15 protein-coding genes are annotated in these 16,288 nt (G+C 71.5%); all 15 read right to left on the bottom strand.

What is annotated here, in order from left to right; all coding sequences use genetic code 11:
* Positions 1-5: 5 nt before the first annotated feature.
* The 15 genes from ASE01_RS11965 to ASE01_RS11895 all read right to left on the bottom strand — a co-directional run bounded on the left by ASE01_RS11965 (position 6) and on the right by ASE01_RS11895 (position 16,233).
* Positions 6-1,334, bottom strand: a complete 1,329-nt coding sequence (locus ASE01_RS11965) for an ammonium transporter (RefSeq protein WP_056751503.1) — start codon at positions 1,332-1,334, stop codon at positions 6-8.
* A 109-nt stretch (positions 1,335-1,443) separates the two neighbouring features.
* Positions 1,444-2,583: a signal recognition particle-docking protein FtsY gene (gene ftsY, locus ASE01_RS11960; protein WP_056751500.1), complete on the bottom strand. Its 1,140-nt coding sequence runs from the start codon at positions 2,581-2,583 to the stop codon at positions 1,444-1,446.
* A gap of 24 nt (positions 2,584-2,607) precedes the next feature.
* On the bottom strand, positions 2,608-2,796 hold the full coding sequence (locus ASE01_RS11955; protein ID WP_056751497.1) for a hypothetical protein: 189 nt from the start codon (positions 2,794-2,796) through the stop codon (positions 2,608-2,610).
* 103 nt (positions 2,797-2,899) lie between these two features.
* The gene (locus tag ASE01_RS11950) at positions 2,900-3,370 is read right to left on the bottom strand and encodes an acyl-CoA thioesterase (RefSeq protein WP_056751493.1); all 471 of its coding nucleotides are present in this window, start codon (positions 3,368-3,370) and stop codon (positions 2,900-2,902) included.
* Complete coding sequence (smc, locus tag ASE01_RS11945) at positions 3,367-6,975, bottom strand: chromosome segregation protein SMC (RefSeq protein WP_056751491.1); 3,609 nt, start codon at positions 6,973-6,975, stop codon at positions 3,367-3,369. The genes ASE01_RS11950 and smc overlap by 4 nt, the downstream gene beginning before the upstream one ends.
* Before the next feature lie 34 nt (positions 6,976-7,009).
* The gene (locus tag ASE01_RS11940; protein ID WP_056751488.1) at positions 7,010-8,257 is read right to left on the bottom strand and encodes an MFS transporter; all 1,248 of its coding nucleotides are present in this window, start codon (positions 8,255-8,257) and stop codon (positions 7,010-7,012) included.
* 22 nt (positions 8,258-8,279) lie between these two features.
* Positions 8,280-8,477: a hypothetical protein gene (locus tag ASE01_RS11935; RefSeq protein WP_056751485.1), complete on the bottom strand. Its 198-nt coding sequence runs from the start codon at positions 8,475-8,477 to the stop codon at positions 8,280-8,282.
* A gap of 107 nt (positions 8,478-8,584) precedes the next feature.
* Positions 8,585-9,442 (bottom strand): bifunctional DNA-formamidopyrimidine glycosylase/DNA-(apurinic or apyrimidinic site) lyase, encoded by an 858-nt coding sequence (gene mutM, locus ASE01_RS11930; protein ID WP_056751483.1) that lies wholly within the window; start codon positions 9,440-9,442, stop codon positions 8,585-8,587.
* A gap of 12 nt (positions 9,443-9,454) precedes the next feature.
* Positions 9,455-10,195 (bottom strand): ribonuclease III, encoded by a 741-nt coding sequence (gene rnc, locus ASE01_RS11925; RefSeq protein ID WP_056752188.1) that lies wholly within the window; start codon positions 10,193-10,195, stop codon positions 9,455-9,457.
* An 11-nt stretch (positions 10,196-10,206) separates the two neighbouring features.
* A complete protein-coding gene (rpmF, locus tag ASE01_RS11920) occupies positions 10,207-10,392 on the bottom strand; it encodes a 50S ribosomal protein L32 (RefSeq protein WP_056751481.1) in 186 nt (61 codons plus the stop codon).
* Between the two features lie 41 nt (positions 10,393-10,433).
* Entirely contained in the window at positions 10,434-11,024 is a 591-nt protein-coding gene (locus ASE01_RS11915; RefSeq protein WP_056751476.1) for a YceD family protein, read from the bottom strand.
* 61 nt (positions 11,025-11,085) lie between these two features.
* Entirely contained in the window at positions 11,086-11,577 is a 492-nt protein-coding gene (gene coaD / locus ASE01_RS11910) for a pantetheine-phosphate adenylyltransferase (protein ID WP_056751474.1), read from the bottom strand.
* Positions 11,574-12,179 carry a 16S rRNA (guanine(966)-N(2))-methyltransferase RsmD gene (gene rsmD, locus ASE01_RS11905; RefSeq protein WP_056751471.1) on the bottom strand — a complete coding sequence of 202 codons (606 nt, stop codon included), beginning with the start codon at positions 12,177-12,179 and terminating at the stop codon, positions 11,574-11,576. The genes coaD and rsmD overlap by 4 nt, the downstream gene beginning before the upstream one ends.
* A 10-nt stretch (positions 12,180-12,189) precedes the next feature.
* The gene (locus ASE01_RS11900) at positions 12,190-14,439 is read right to left on the bottom strand and encodes an ATP-dependent DNA helicase RecG (RefSeq protein WP_056751468.1); all 2,250 of its coding nucleotides are present in this window, start codon (positions 14,437-14,439) and stop codon (positions 12,190-12,192) included.
* A 39-nt stretch (positions 14,440-14,478) separates the two neighbouring features.
* A complete protein-coding gene (locus ASE01_RS11895; RefSeq protein ID WP_321164123.1) occupies positions 14,479-16,233 on the bottom strand; it encodes a DAK2 domain-containing protein in 1,755 nt (584 codons plus the stop codon).
* Positions 16,234-16,288: the final 55 nt, after the last annotated feature.

Raw genomic sequence — 16,288 nt, 5'->3', positions numbered from 1 at the left:
GGGCTCTACCTCTCGGTTGCGGTGGGGGTGAGGACCGAGGCACGGCGGGCTCCGCCGCCGGTGCCGAAGTCGTAGGCCGACTCGCCGTGCTCGATGAAGTCGATGCCCTCGACCTCGTCCTCCTCGTCGAGCCGCAGCCCGATCGTGTACTTGAGGGCGAGACCGATGACGAGGGTGGCGATGCCCGACCAGACGATGGCGTAGAGCGCGACGGCCACCTGGACCACCAGCTGCTCCGCGCCGCCCCCGGTGAGCAGTCCGCCGCTGTTCGAGGCGAGGAAGCCGACACCCACGGTGCCGACCAGGCCACCGACGAGGTGGACACCGACGACGTCGAGGGAGTCGTCGTAGCCGAGCTTGTACTTGAGGCCGACCGCCAGCGCGCAGAGACCACCGGCGACCAGGCCGAGCACCATCGCGCTCCACGGAACGAGGTTGCCGCAGGCCGGGGTGATCGCGACCAGGCCGGCGACGACGCCCGAGGCGGCACCCAGCGAGGTGCACTTGCTGTCACGGAGCTTCTCGACCAGCAGCCAGCCCATCATCGCTGCGCAGGTGGCGAGCGTGGTGTTGAGCCAGACCAGGCCGGTCTCGGTCGTGTAGTCGTCCAGGTTGACGATCGAGCCGACGTTGAAGCCGAACCAGCCGAACCACAGCAGGCCGGCGCCGATCATGGTCAACGTCAGGTTGTGCGGCTTCATCGGCTCCTTGCCGAAGCCGATCCGCTTGCCCACGAGCAGGGCCAGGACCAGACCGGCGACACCGGCATTGATGTGCACGACCGTGCCGCCGGCGTAGTCGATCGGCGCGAACTCGGCACCCTCGGGGCCGGAGAACAGGAGGTCGGCCAGACCGCCCTCGACGCCACTGAGGAATCCGCCGCCCCACACCTGGTGGGCGAGCGGGAAGTAGGACAGCGTCACCCAGATGGGCAGGAACACCAGCCAGGCCGAGAACTTCAACCGGTCCGCGACCGCGCCGCTGATCAGGGCCGCGGTGATGACCGCGAAGGTGAGCTGGAAGGCCACGAACACGTAGTTGTCCGGCAGCGTCTTCTCGAGCCCGAACTGGTTGAACGGATCGGAGAAGAGCTTCGCGAACTCCTTGCCGGTGGTGCCGTCCACGTCGCCGTACGTCGTGCTGTACGTCATCGACCAGCCCCACAGGGCGTAGACGATGCCGACCACGCCGAGGGCGCTGAAGGACATCATCATCATGTTGAGGACCGACTTGGTGCGGCTCATCCCGCCGTAGAACAACGCCAGACCGGGCGCCGTCATCAGCAGGACCATCGAGGCCGACACCAGCATCCAGGTGTAGTAGCCGTTTTCCATGCCCCGAACACTGCTGGGGCTTGATTTCGACGCGCGCGGCGTCGTGTTTCAGCCGTGTAACGACTCTCCTGCGGGCGTTACGTCGCCATGACGCAGGCCGACCACCAGCTCAGCTCAGGAGTGCGTCGACGAACGCGGCGGCGTCGAACGGTGCCAGGTCGTCGGGGCCCTCTCCCAGTCCGACCAGCTTCACCGGGACGCCGAGCTGGCGCTGCACGGCGATGACGATGCCGCCCTTGGCGGAGCCGTCGAGCTTGGTCAGCGCGATGCCTGTGACGTCGACGGCCTCGGAGAACACCTTGGCCTGGATCAGGCCGTTCTGGCCGGTGGTCGCGTCGAGCACGAGGAGCACCTCGGTGACGGGGGTCTGCTTCTCGATGACCCGCTTGACCTTGCCGAGCTCGTCCATCAGGCCCTGCTTGTTCTGGAGTCGACCGGCGGTGTCGACCACGACGGTCTGCACGCCGCTCGCCATGCCCTGCTTGACCGCGTCGAACGCGATGCTGGCCGGGTCGCCGCCCTCGGGCCCACGGACGACCTCGACGCCGACGCGCTCACCCCAGGTCGTGAGCTGGTCGGCCGCGGCCGCGCGGAAGGTGTCCGCGGCGGCCAACAGGGCTGTGCGCTCGTCGGCGACCAGGATCCGGGCGATCTTGCCGACGGTCGTGGTCTTGCCGGTGCCGTTGACGCCGACGACGAGGACCACGCCCGGGGCACCGCCCTCACCGCTGACCTTGAGGGCGCGGTCCATCGACGGGTCGACGAGGTCGATGAGCTCCTCACGCAGCACGGCGCGGGCGTCGGGGACCTGACCGCCCTCGATCCGGAGCCGGGTCCGGAGCTTCTCGACGAGCTCCTGCGTCGGGGCGACACCGATGTCGGCACTGATCAGCAGGTCCTCGATCGCCTCCCAGGTGTCCTCGTCCAGCTTCTCGCGGCTGAGCAGGCCGAGCAGCCCGCGCCCGAGTGCGTTCGACCCGGCGAGGCGCTGGCGCAGCCGGACCAGACGGGACCCGGACTTCTCCGGGATGTCGAGGGACGGCGCGGCAGGCTCCAGAGGCGCCTCGACCTCGACGGTCTCCGGCGCGGCGGCCCCATCGGGCTCGACGCTCGGCGTCGGGCGGGCGATGACGTCGCTCGACGCATCCTCCGGGAGTCCGCGGCCGCGGACCCGCGTGGTGACGAAGCCAGCGACGGCGAGCACGCCGATGACGGCGACACCGATGACGAGATAGAGCCATTCCTGCATGGGGCCCATCCAATCAGGCGAACGTCACTGCAGGCGGAGCAGGTCGCGCTCGTCGTCCTCGATCACGGGCGCGGCGTCGGCGGCCTTCGCCATCGCGTCCCCCAGCCACGGGACGACCGGAACCGATTCACCCCGGTGGGGGTAGGCGACGTAGAGGACCACCACACCGGAGACGGCGAGACTGAACAGGATGGCCAGCGCTACGAACAGCACTTCGACTCCTCCGAGTAGGGATCGAGCATTGCTCCCATCCTGCCTCGGACCTGGTGACATCCCGCAACCGGCGACACCGCATCCGCTCACCGGGAGGCCGAGGTCACACGACGAGCGGGGTGACGGCCTCGCGGATCACGTCCGGGACCGGGACGACCGGTCGCGCGGGATCGGTGTTGTCGACGTACACGTGCACGAAACGGCCCTCCGCGCACGCGAGCGCGCCCTCACCCTCGGGGTCGCCCTGGAAGAGGCCGACGCGGTAGATCACCGAGGACGACCCCAGCCGCTCCACCGCCAGGCCCATCTCGATCGGACGCGGGTAGCCCATCTCGGCGAAGTAGCGGCACGACACCTCGGCCACCACGCCGATCGCGGGCAGGGTGCGGATGTCGACCCCCGTCTCGTCGTGGAGGTGGACGTTGACGGCGGTGTCGATCAGGTCGAAGTAGCGCGCGTTGTTGAGGTGGCCGTAGACGTCGTCGTCGGACCAGCGCGTCGTCGCCGTGCGCCAGGCCTTGTACGACGCCCGGTCGGGCCGGCTCCGATCGGGCCCGGCTGCCGGAGCGCTCACGCGGTCTCCCGCCGGAGCCGCTGGCTGATCACGGCCGAGACGCCGTCACCGCGCATGGTGACGCCGTACAACGCGTCCCCGACCTCCATCGTCCGCTTCTGGTGTGTGATGACGAGCAGCTGGGAGTTCTCGCGCAGTTCCTCGTAGATCTCGAGCAGGCGGCCGAGGTTGACGTCGTCCAGGGCCGCCTCGACCTCGTCGAGGATGTAGAACGGCGAGGGGCGTGCCTTGAACAGCGCGACCAGGAAGGCCACGGCGACCAGCGAGCGCTCGCCACCGGACAGCAGAGAGAGGCGCTTGACCTTCTTGCCGGGCGGGCGGGCCTCGACCTCAATGCCCGTCGTGAGCATGTTGGACGGGTCGGTGAGGACGAGTCGGCCCTCGCCGCCCGGGAAGAGTCGCGCGAAGGTCTGGTCGAACGCCTTGGTGACGTCGGCGTAGGCCTCGACGAAGACCTGCTCCACCTTGGTGTCGACGTCCTTGACGATGTCGAGCAGGTCCTTGCGGGTCGCGCGCAGGTCCTCGAGCTGCTCGGAGAGGAACTGGTGACGCTCCTCCATCGCGCTGAACTCCTCCAGCGCGAGCGGGTTGACCTTGCCCAGCATGCTCAGGGCCCGCTCGGCGGAGCGGAGCCTCTTGACCTGCTCCTCGCGGACGAAGGGCACGGTGCGCAGCTCGGGCTCGGCACCCTCCACGACGTCGCCGTCGCCGGGGTCATCGCCGTCGCCGTCGGTCTCCGCAACCGGGTCGCCGAGCACCGGCACGGGCTGGTCCGGGCCGTAGTCGGCCATCAGTCCCTCGGGCTCGAGACCGAGCTCCTCGAGGGCCTTGACCTCGATCTGCTCGATCCGCATCCGCTGCTGGGCGCGGGCCATCTCGTCGCGGTGGACCGAGCTGACCAGCTCCTCCAGCTCGCGGGCGAGCTCGCGCAGCGTCTGTCGTACGCCCATCAGCTCCTGCTCGCGTCCGCGGCGGGAGTCCTCGATCCCCTGGCGCCGCTCGGCGGCCTGGGTCACCGACAGCTCCAGGCGGCTCAGCGCGAAGCCCACAGCCGTCGCCACGGCCTGGCCGGCGCGGCCCTCGGCGATCAGCCGCGCGCGACGCTCGGCCGCGCGGGCCCGGGCGACCCGCTCGGCCTCGGCGGCCTTGCGCATGGTGTCGACCCGACCGTGCAGGGCACGGCCCCGCTCCTCGGAGGTGCGCAGCGACAGCCGTGCCTCCATCTCGGACTGGCGGGCCGCGCGGGTGACCTCGACGAGGCGCCCCTGCTCGGTCGTGTCCGGCTCCTCCTCGGAGTCCTCCTCCGCGGAGGCGAGGCGCTGCTCCAGCTCGGCGAGTCCCACCAGGGCCTGCTCGCGGGACGTCTCGGCCTGCGCGATCGCCTCGGTCAGGCGCTCGGCCTCCGCCCGCGCAGCGCGCGCGAGCGAGCCGTGCTGGCCCAGCTCCTCGGCGACGGCGGCGAGGGTCGCGTCCGACTCGTGCAGCCGGGCGAGGGCGACGTCGACGCGCTGCTGCGCCGCGGACCGCTCGTTCTCGAGACGGGACAGGTCGAAGGAGAGCCGCTCGGCTGCCGCGACGGCCTCGGCGAGCGAGGTGGTGGCCTCCTCGACCGCGGCCTGGATCTCGATCAGGCTCTGACTGGCGTTGGAGCCGCCGGAGGCGAAGTGCGCGCCGAACAGGTCGCCGTCGCGGGTCACGGCGATGACGTCGGGCAGTCCGGCGACGAGCGTGCGGGCGGCGGCCAGGTCGTCGACCACGGCCACCTTGCGCAGCAGGCGGTTGAGCGCGGGGCGCACCTGGGCCGGGCAGTCGACCACGTCCACGGCGTACGACGTCCCGGGCGGCAGGGCCGGCCAGTCGCCGGCTGCCTCGGCCGCTCCCCCGCCGAGCAGGAGCCCGGCACGGCCCAGGTCGTCGGACTTGAGGTGGGCGATGGCCGCGACGGCGGAGTCGGCGTCGGTCACCGCGACGGCATCGGCCGCGGCACCGAGGGCGGCGGCCACGGCGCCTTCGTAGCCGGCCCGCACCGCCACCAGTGCAGCCACGGAGCCGAGGAGGCCGGAGATCGTGTCGCTGGCGGCGAGGAGCGCACCTGCGCCGTCCTTGCGGGAGAGCCCGATCTCCAGGGCCTCCTTGCGCGCGGTCAGTCCGGCCTTGTCGCGGTCGGCCTGCTGGGCCTCCTCGCGGACCTTGACGAGCCGCTCGGTGATGTCGTCGAGCTCGGCGACAGCACCTTCGTGCTCGGCGTCGAGACCCTCCTCGCCGGCGTCCAGTCCGGCGACCCGGGTCTCGAGGGCGGTGAAGTCGCGCTGGGACTTCTCGGCACGGGCAGTCGCGTCGGCACGGGCGGTCTCGAGCCGGCCGATCTCGCCCTCGGCCGAGGTCGCCCGGGAGCGGAGCGTGTTGACCTGACCGTGCAGGCGGGCCAGACCCTCGCGACGATCGGCGGCGGCGCGGAGGAGTCCCGCGACGCGACGCTCCTCGGCGGCGGCGGACTCCTCGGCCGTACGGCGCGACTGGACCGCGGTCTCGAGGGCGACCTGCTGCTCGGCCACCAGGGCCGCGATCTCGGCCTCCTGCTCGGCGAGCCGGGTGGCCTCGGCCTCGATCTCCTCGGGGTCGCGGCCCGAACCGATCTGGTCGCCGTCGGCCTCGGCGCCAGCCGCGTTGCGCACGCGTTCGGCCGCGAGGCTCTGGGTGCCGCGGAGGCGCTCACGCAGTGCATTGAGCGAGGACAGCGTCTCCTGGGCGGCCGACAGCGCCGGCAGGTCCTCGCGCAGGGCGGCCTCGAGGGTCGCCTCGTTCTCGCGGGCCCTGGCCAGCGCGGCCTCGACCTCCTGACGACGGGTGAGCAGCACGCTCTCGTCGGCGAGCTCCTGCTCGAGGGAGGTCCGTGCGGTGACGAGGTCGTCGGCGAGCAGGCGGGCGCGGGCGTCGCGGACGTCGGCCTGGACGGTCGCAGCACGCCGGGCCACCTCGGCCTGACGACCCAGCGGCTTGAGCTGGCGCCGGATCTCGCTCAGCAGGTCGTTGAGCCGGGTGAGGTTGCCCTCGGTGGAGTCGAGCTTGCGGAGCGCCTTCTCCTTGCGCTTGCGGTGCTTGAGGACACCGGCCGCCTCCTCGATGAACCCGCGTCGGTCCTCGGGGGTCGCGTGGAGGATCGTGTCGAGCTGGCCCTGGCCGACGATGACGTGCATCTCGCGACCGATGCCGGAGTCGCTCAGCAGCTCCTGGACGTCCAGCAGGCGGCACGAAGTGCCATTGATGGCGTACTCCGAGCCACCCGTGCGGAACATGGTCCGGCTGATCGTGACCTCGGAGTACTCGATCGGCAGTGCGCCGTCGGAGTTGTCGATGGTCAGCAGCACCTCGGCCCGCCCCAGCGGCGGTCGGCCGGACGTGCCGGCGAAGATGACGTCGTCCATCTTGCCGCCGCGCAGGCTCTTCGCACTGGCCTCACCCATGACCCAGGCGAGGGCGTCGACGACATTGGACTTGCCGGAGCCGTTCGGACCCACGATGCAGGTGATGCCCGGCTCGAGCTGGAGGGTCGTCGCCGAGGCGAAGGACTTGAACCCCTTGAGGGTCAGGCTCTTCAGGTACACACGGGCTCCCTTGCTCACGCTCGGCGGCCTCAGGCTACCCCTCGTCGAGGCCGGATGTCTGGTCGACGTGCGCGATGTGGCCCAGCTGTCGCCAGACCAGCACCAGGGTGAGCCCGGAGCCGACGAAGGCGAACCAGAAGGGCGCCGTGACCCCCCAGTGCTCGGCGATGAAGCCCCCGAGCGCCGCCCCCACCACGATGCCGCCGAAGATCGCGACGCTGTAGACCGAGCCGACCCGCCCCTGGTACTCCATCGGCACGGCGCGCTGCCGCACGGCCTGGGACAGGGTGCCCCACAGGAACGCGTAGACGCCGAAGCCGAACATGATCAGCAGCGCGAGCCAGGCCACGGTCGTGAGCGCGAAGCCGAGGTGCATGACCACCTCGAGACCCAGGCACACCCGCATCAGCGTGGCCAGGGGCACGTGCCGCTCAACCCAGCCGTAGAGGAAGGTGCCGACCAGGCCGCCGGCCGCGGCCGCCGTGGTGAGCAGTCCGTAGCCCACCGGCCCCATGTGCAGGACGTCGAGCGAGTAGAGGACCAGGATCGCCCATGCCGCCGCCCAGGTGATGTTGAAGGTCACGATGACCAGCGCCAGGGTACGCACCGGCGGGTGGCCCATCATCCAGCGCACGCCGTCGGCGATGTCGCGCACGACGTGGGTGTCGACCTCGCCGCGCACGGGTCCGGCCGGGAGCGCCAGCCGCGACACCAGGACGACGGCGAGCAGTCCGCAGCCGATCTGGACGCCGAACGGGACAGCCATGCCCACGGCGAACAACGCCGCTCCCAGAGGTGCGCCGGCGAACTGGTTGAGCGTGATGAACCCCGCCTGCAGCCGGGCATTGGCGATCCCGAGGTCGGCCTTGTCGACCATCATCGGCAGGAACGTCCGGTAGGCCGTGTCCGCGAAGACCTCGGCGGTCCCGAGCAGGAACATCGCGCTGAGCACGACCGCGATGCTGACCACCCCGGTCGCGATGGAGGCCACGAGCAGGGCCAGGACCAGGGTCCGCAACAGGTTGGCGACCAGCACCATCTGCTTGCGGTCGACCCGGTCCGCGACGGCGCCGGCGAACAGTCCGAACAGCAGCCAGGGCAGTCCGACCAGCAGCAACGCCATCGAGACGAGGGCGGGCGAGCGGGTCTGCGAGGCGACCAGCAGGGGGCCGGCCGCCAGGGCGATCCCGTCTCCCAGGTTGCTCACCCAGGTGGACGCCATGAGTCGGCGGAAGTCCGGCCCGAGACGGGCCGGAGCAATCGCCTCGGCGACCCTGCTCACGAGGTCAGGGTGCGCAGCGCGATCAGGCGGGCTGCATCTCCGCAGCGTCACTGGTGAGGATCTCGGCGGCACGCGCCGACATCAGCTTGTCGTTCTCCTCGGAGAGGCGGAGGACGAGGGACTCCAGCTCGGCGACCCGGTTGCGCAGGCGAGCGTTCTCGAGTGCGAGACGCGGGTCGCGGAGGTCGCTGTTCAGGTGACCGATCAGCGCCTTGGCCATGAAGATGAGCCTTCCGATTGGGGGTGCGGACCCCAAGGGGGGCCGTCTCCAAGAGTCCCACTTACCACGCCGCGGGTCAAACCTCCGCGACCTGTCCAGTCAGGTGTTCAGCGGCGGGCGCGGGGAGCCGGCTGGCAGCGCGGGCAGAAGTACGACGACCGGTTCATGAACGCGATCCGGCGGATCGGGGTCGCGCAGCGATCACACGGCTCGCCCTCGCGTCCGTAGGCGTGCAGGGAGCGGTCGAAGTAGCCGGACTCGCCGTTGACGTTGACGTACAGCGCGTCGAAGGACGTGCCGCCCTGGCTCAGCGCCTCGGACATCACGGTGCGCGCGTGGCCCAGCAGCGCGACGCCCTGGGCCCGGGTCAGTCGGTCGCCCGGCCGCTCACCGTGCAGGCCGGTGCGCCACAGCGCCTCGTCGGCGTAGATGTTGCCGACACCGGAGATCAGGCCCTGGTCGAGCAGCAGCCGCTTGACCCCCGAGGTCCGCTTGCGCAGGCGCGCCACGAAGGCGGCGTCGTCGAACTCGGGGTCGAGCGGGTCCCGCGCGATGTGTGCGATCTCGACCGGCAGCTCGGCGCCGCCCGTGGAGACCGACAGACCGCCGAACATCCGTTGGTCCACGAAGCGCAGCTCACGGCCGTGATCGGTGCCGGTGAGGGCGAAGCGCACCCGCAGGTGCCGCTCGGCAGGCGCATCGACGGGCTGGACGAGCATCTGCCCGCTCATCCCGAGGTGGCCCAGGATCGCGTCGCCGTTGTCGAGCGGGAGCCAGAGGTACTTCCCGCGCCGGCGAGCACCCTCGATCCGGCGCCCGGTCAGCGCCGCGGCGAAACCGGAGGCCCCGCCGGGGTGGCGGCGTACGGGACGGTCGTGGAGCACGTCGACGAGCGCGATCGTGGCTCCGGAGACGTGGCGTTCGAGGCCGGCGCGAACGACCTCGACCTCGGGCAGCTCGGGCACCGGCGGTCCGGGTCAGCTGCCGGCGACGAGCGGGCGGCCGTGCGAGTCGAGGCCGAGCGCGGTGGCGATCTCGCCGTACGCCGTCTCGGCAGCGCCCTGCTCGGCTTCCTTCTTGGAGCGACCCCGGCCGTTGCCGTAGAGCTTCTCGCCGACGCGCACCTGGGCGGTGAAGGTCTTCATGTGGTCCGGGCCCTCGTCGGCCAGGACGTACTCGGGCACACCGAGGCTCTGGTCCGCGGCGAGCTCCTGCAGGGAGGTCTTCCAGTCGAGACCGGCGCCGAGCGCCGACGCGGCCACGATGAGCGGGTCGAAGAGACGGTGCACGACCTCGGACGAGGTCGTGATGCCGCCACCGCTGAGGTGGATCGCGCCGATGACGGCCTCGACGGTGTCGGACAGGATCGATGCCTTATCGCGACCACCGGTGGCCTCTTCGCCGCGGCCGAGCTTGATGTGCTCGCCGAGGCCGATCTCACGGGCGACGACCGCCAGGGCGCGGGCATTGACGACCGCGGCACGCAGCTTGGCGAGGCGACCCTCGGAGAGATCGGGGTGGGTCAGGTACAGCGTCTCGGTGACGACGACCCCGAGCACCGAGTCGCCCAGGAACTCCAGGCGCTCGTTGGTCGGGAGACCACCGTTCTCGTACGCGTAGGACCGGTGCGTCAGGGCGCGGTCGAGCAGCCCGGGGTCCAGGATGGGATCCCCGAGCGCTCGACGCAGTCCGGCGTAGCTGCCGTCGTCGATGGTGATGGGCGAAGGCCTCAGAGGACCTGGCGGCGGGCGGCGCGGGCGCCGTACTGGCCGCAGGTGCCGCAGGCACGGTGCGGGAGGTGCTTGGCACCGCAGGCCGGGTTGGCGCAGGTGGCCAGCACCGGGGCGACAGCCTTCCACTGCGAGCGACGGTGACGCGTGTTGCTGCGCGACATCTTCCGCTTCGGAACAGCCACTGTCTTCTCCTTGGTTCGTTGCGCTCAGGTCGAGCGCGTCGTCAGTCTGTGGGGTCGTGCTGGGCTTCGTCGGTCAGCGTGGTCAACGCCTTCCAGCGAGGATCGATCGCCTCCTCGTGCACGTGGTCCGGCTGCTCCAGCAGTCGCACTCCACACTCGGAGCACAACCCGGGACAGTCGTCCTGGCACAAGGGCTGGAACGGTAGCGCGAGCACCACCGCATCCCGCAGCAGGGGCTCCAGGTCGACCAGGTCGTCCTCGAGCATGCTGACCTCGTCGTCCTCCTCGGCTTCCGCCGAGTCCCGGATGTCGTCGTAGACGAACAGCTCCTGGAACCTCACCTCGAACTCGTCGCGGATCGGTTCCAGGCACCGTACGCACTCACCCTCCAGCGTGGCCGCAGCCGAACCGGTGATGAGCACGCCTTCCATGACCGCCTCCAGGCGCAGGTCAAGCTCGACCGGCGCGCCCTCGGGGACGGAGAGGACTTCGATGCCCAGATCTGCCGGGGCCGGCACTGTCAACGACACCTGACGCTGGGACCCCGGGCGGCGGCCGAGCTCGCGAGTATCGAGCACGAGCGGCGCTCTCGGGTCCAGGCCGTTCAGATGATCACTTCCAGGTCCGGGCACAACAGAACACACCGATCGTAGTGGGGGGAAGGAGGCGGACAAAATCCGAGCCGGAGCCGGGTCACTGTGCAGCCGCCCTCTCGGCGAGCCGAGCGGCCAGCCGGGCCTCCACGGCGGGCGGCACCAGACCGGAGATGTCGCCACCCAGCGTGGCGACCTCCTTGACCAGGCTCGAGGAGACGTAGCCGAGGCTGGCCGTGGTCGGGACGAACACCGTCTCCACCCCGGTGAGGTGGGCGTTCATCTGCGCCATCGGGAGCTCGTACTCGTAGTCGTTGCCCCCGCGCAGGCCCTTGACGATGGCCTGGGCGTCGATCTCGCGACAGAAGTCGACGATCAGGCCGGTGAAGCCCATCACCGTGACGTTCGGGAGGTCCGCGCACGACTCGCGGAGCATCTCGAGCCGCTCCTCGGGATCGAAGAGCCGCGACTTGGAGATGTTGGTGCCCGTGGCGACGACGAGCTCGTCGAAGAGCGCAGCCGAGCGCCGGAAGATGTCGACGTGGCCGTTCGTCACCGGGTCGAAGGAGCCGGGACACACCGCACGGGTCATGGGGCGAGGCTATCGGTCGCCTCGTCCGGACCGGCAAACTCCGCGAGCCACAGGTGCGTCTCGCCGTACTTCTTGAGTCGCCGCTTGCCGGCCAGCGGCTCGAGCCCCTCGGGCCACGTGGGTTCCGGGCTGCGGCGCGACCGCTCCACGACGACCACCGCCTCCTCGGCGAGCCAGCCGTGGGCGACGAGGGCCGCGAGGTCCGCGGTGAGCACGTCGTCCTCGAGCGGGTAGGGCGGGTCGGAGAAGACCAGGTCGTACGGCGCCGCCGGCCCCGTCTCGAGAACTGTCTGGACCGACCGGGCCACCACCTCGGCCACGTCGCAGCCGATGGTGCCGGCGTTGGCCCGGATCAGCTCGGCCGTGCGCCGGTCGGACTCCACGAACGTCACGCCAGCGGCACCACGTGACCAGCCTTCGAGCCCGATCGCGCCGGAGCCGGCGTACAGGTCGAGGAACCGCAGGTCCTGCAAGGAGCCAACGCGGGCCTCGAGCACCGAGAACAGGGCCTCGCGGACCCGGTCGCTGGTGGGTCGGGTCGCGTCCCCCGGCGGCGTCTGGAGCCGTCGTCCGCCAGCCCGCCCGGCGATGATGCGCGTCACGCCGTCCTCCTCATGACTTGTCCACGAAATCGGCCTGCTGCGACTGCTCGAGATCGCGTACGGCGACGGCGAGCCCCGGCACGTGGGCGAGGTCCGTCCCGTCGTCGAGCAGCGTCTCGGCGGCTTCGCGGGCGGCGACGATGGTGTCCTCGTCGCGCAGCACACGGAGATTCTCCAGGCTCGAGCGCCGACCGGCCTGGGAGGCCCCGAGCACGTCGCCCTCCCTGCGCTGCTCGAGGTCGATGCGACTGAGCAGGAAGCCGTCGGTGGTGGAGGCGACCGCGTCCAGGCGCTCGCGCGCCGGCGTCTCCGCCTCGGTGCGGGTCACGAGCAGGCACAGCCCGGGCAACCCGCCCCGACCGACGCGACCACGCAGCTGGTGGAGCTGGGAGATCCCGAACCGGTCGGCGTCGAGGATGACCATCGCGGTGGCGTTGGCCACGTCGACGCCCACCTCGATCACGGTGGTCGACACCAGGACGTCGAGCGCGCCGTCGGCGAAGGCGCGCATCGTGGCGTCCTTCTCGTCGGCAGGGAGCCGGCCGTGGAGCCGGCCGATGCGCAGGCCCGCCAACGCACCGCTGCCGAGCCGCTCGACGACCTCCTCGACCGCCGCCGCTCCCCCGGCCGGGACCGCGGGCGGGGTCTCGTCGTCCTCGCCGGGCAGGTCGACGACGTCCACCTGACCCGCCTCGTGCTCGTCACCGGCGATGCGCGGGCACACGACATAGACCTGGTGGCCCTTGTCGACCTCCTCGCGCGCCCGGGCCCAGACCCGGTCGAGCCAGGTGGGCTGCTCGGCGAGGGGCACGACGTTGGACTGGATCGGCGCGCGCCCGGCCGGCAGCTCGCTCAGCGTGGAGGTCTCCAGGTCGCCGAAGACGGTCATCGCGACGGTCCGCGGGATCGGTGTCGCCGTCATCACCAGCAGGTGCGGGGGTGCGGTCGCCTTGTCGGTGAGTGCCGCGCGCTGCTCGACACCGAACCGGTGCTGCTCGTCGACGACCACCAGGCCGAGGTCGAAGAAGCTCACCTGGTCCTGCAGGAGGGCGTGGGTGCCGATCACGATGCCCGCATCGCCGGTCGCGATCCGCGAGAGCGGGCCGGTGCGCTGCGTCTTGGTCATCGAGCCGGTGAGGAGCTCGACACGCGTGCCGGGCCCCGATCCGAAGAGGGTGCCGCCGTCTGCGAGCTCGCCGAGCAGGGTCACGATCGAGCGGTGGTGCTGCTGGGCGAGCACCTCGGTCGGCGCCAGGAGCGCAGCCTGGCCACCGGAGTCGACCACCCGCAGCATCGCCCGCAGGGCGACGAGCGTCTTGCCCGAGCCGACCTCGCCCTGCAGCAACCGGTTCATCGGGTGTCCCTGGGCGAGGTCGTGGTCGATCTCGCGTCCGACGCTGTCCTGCCCGGCCGTGAGCGTGTAGGGCAACCGCTCGTCGAAGGCCGCCAGGATCGCGCCGTCCCCGCCGTCGCGCACGGTGGCGCCGAGCGACCGGGTCGCCCGACGGCGGCGGCCCAGCACCAGCTGGGTGACCAGCGCCTCCTCGAAGCGGAAGCGGTGGTGTGCCCGCTCGACCTGGTCGCGGTCCTCGGGCCGGTGGACCCACTGGTAGGCGTCGTCGATCGCGGCGACGTCGTACTCGTCGCGGACGGTGGCCGGCAGCACCTCGGGCACGCCCTCCACGACCGACCGCGCGAACTTCACCGCCCTGGCGACGTCCCAGGTCTGGATGCCCTTGGTGAGGGGATAGATCGGGTAGAGGGTGCCGAACTCGAGCACCTCCTGGACGGCGCTGTCCTCGTCGTCGTCACTCATCCCGAAGATGCTGAGCTGCGGGTTGACCAGCTGCCACTGGTCGCGGAACCGGTCCGCCTTGCCCAGGAAGACCCCACGGTTGCCCAGCGCCACGCGGCTCGCGTGCCAGTCGGCCGTGTGCTGGTTCTTGGCGAAGAAGGTCATCCGCAGGCTCGGGCCGCCGGTGCGCAGGGTCGCCTCGACGCGGTACGCCGGCCGGCCGGTCCGCCGGTCGTTGTAGCGGAGCGTCTGGCACTCGCTGATCTCGCCGACCACGCAGAGGAGCTGACCGATGCGCAGGTCGCCGACGCGGGTCAGCGAACCGGTCTCGAGGTAGCGCCGCGGGAAGTGGTGCAGCAGGTCCCCGACCGTGCGCAGGCCGAGGCCGTCCTCGAACTTCTTGCGCTGGGCAGGGGTCGCCGCGCCCAGCACGGTCGTGAGGGGTGAGTCGAAGGTGATCGCCACCGGTGGTTCGCCCTTCCGGGTCAATGGTCTGGTGTTGGTCTACTCGACCGACATGAGGAGCGGGTACCGCTCCTGGCCACCGTCGTACACCACGACGTCGACATGGGGGTGGAACTCCTCGACCCACGCGGTGGCGCGGTCGGCGAGGTCGCCGACCTCCGTGCCGCTCACCAGGGTGACCAGCTCGCCACCTGCCGCCAGCAGCCGGTCGAGCACCACGAGTGCCACCGAGCCCAGCTCGGCGCCGACCACCGCGAAGTCGCCGGCGATGACCCCGAGCGCGTCGCCGGGCTCGCACGGCCCCGCCATGGTCATCGCCTGGCGTGCGGCGATCGTCACGGCGCCGTGGCGCACGTGGCGCGCGGTGGCGGTCATCTCGGTGACGTCCTGGTCGAAGGTGCGACCCGGCTCGTGCACCGCGAGCGCGGCGAGTCCCTGGACCTGCGCATGGGTCGGGATCACCGCGACCCGCAGGCCGCGGGTGCCGTGGTCGGCCTCGGCGGTGCTGGCGGCGGCGAGTGCGGCCCGTACGGTCGGTTCGTCGTTGGGCAGCACGACGACCTCGCGCGCTCCGCAGGCGGTGATCGAGGCGAGCAGCTCCCCCGTCGAGGGCCGCTTGCCCGCGCCGCCGGTGACCACGACGGCGCCGGCCTCCTCGAAGAGGGCGGCCAGACCGGGACCCGCCGCGACGGCGACGACACTGCGTCCCGCCAGGGCGGGCAGGCTCGCGGCGACGGGCAGGGCCGACTCGGCCTCCTTGAGCGCGATCTGCTCGGCGAAGTGGGTCACCCGGATCCGGTGCGGGCGGCCCGCCTCCAGGCCGGCCTCGATCGCCGCACCAACGTCGTCGGTGTGCACGTGCACGTTCCAGAGCCGGTCACCGCCGACCACGACGACCGAGTCACCGAGCTCGCCGAGTCGCACGCGCAGCGCGGCGGCCTCCTCGTCGCCTCCGTCGAGGAGGTACATCACCTCGTAGGCAGGACCGTCCTCGCTGAGGTCGTCCCCGGCAGCGACCAGGTGCGGGACCGGGATGGCATGACGGCCGAGCGGGGAGGTCACCGGCATCGGCCGCCGCCCCGTCAGCACGGTCTCGGCGGCGTCCAGGATCACCGACAGCCCGCGGCCCCCGGCGTCGACGACGCCGGCCTGGGCCAGGACCTCGAGCTGTTCGGGCGTGCGCCCGAGGGCCTCCCTGGCCGCGGCAGCGGCCACCGTGAGGACCTCGCTGCTGCGGGCGCCCGGCCGGGCCGCGCGCTCGACCGCGGCCTCCGCCGCCGCCCGCAGGACCGTCAGCATGGTGCCCTCGACGGGCTCGCCGACCGCGGCATAGCTCGCCTCGGACGCCTGACACAGCGCGTCGGCGAGCACCGTGGCGTTGCTCTCCTGCGGGTGCGCGGCAGCGATGCGGCGTACGGTCGCGCCGAGCATCTCGCTGAGGATCACGCCGGAGTTGCCCCGGGCTCCCAGCAGCGCGCCTCGGGCGAGCGCGGCGTAGACGGCCGGGCTCGGCGCACCGGACTCGGCGCGCGCCTCGCGGATCGCATCCCGCGCCGCGACGACGGTGAGGTACATGTTCGTACCGGTGTCGCCGTCGGGCACGGGGTAGACGTTGAGGGCGTCGATCTCCTCGCGCGCCTGGGCGAGGGCGTCGACCGCGATGTCGACGAAGCGGGCCACGGTGCCGAGCTCGATGCCGGCAGCGCGTGCCTCGTTCGCCGCGCCGGGCGTCGTCCCCTCGTCCATCGAGGTCACACTAGTGGCCTGCACCGGCAGCCCGTCGATTTCGGCCACGGCACGTTCCTCGGCTATTCTCGTCCGGTTGCCCGAAGCGCCGTCCGCGCGCGGG

The organism is Nocardioides sp. Root190, assembly GCF_001428565.1.
Lineage (GTDB): Bacteria > Actinomycetota > Actinomycetes > Propionibacteriales > Nocardioidaceae > Nocardioides.
Note: the sequence above shows the minus strand (reverse complement) of the source record. Positions and strands in the feature narration are given on the sequence as shown.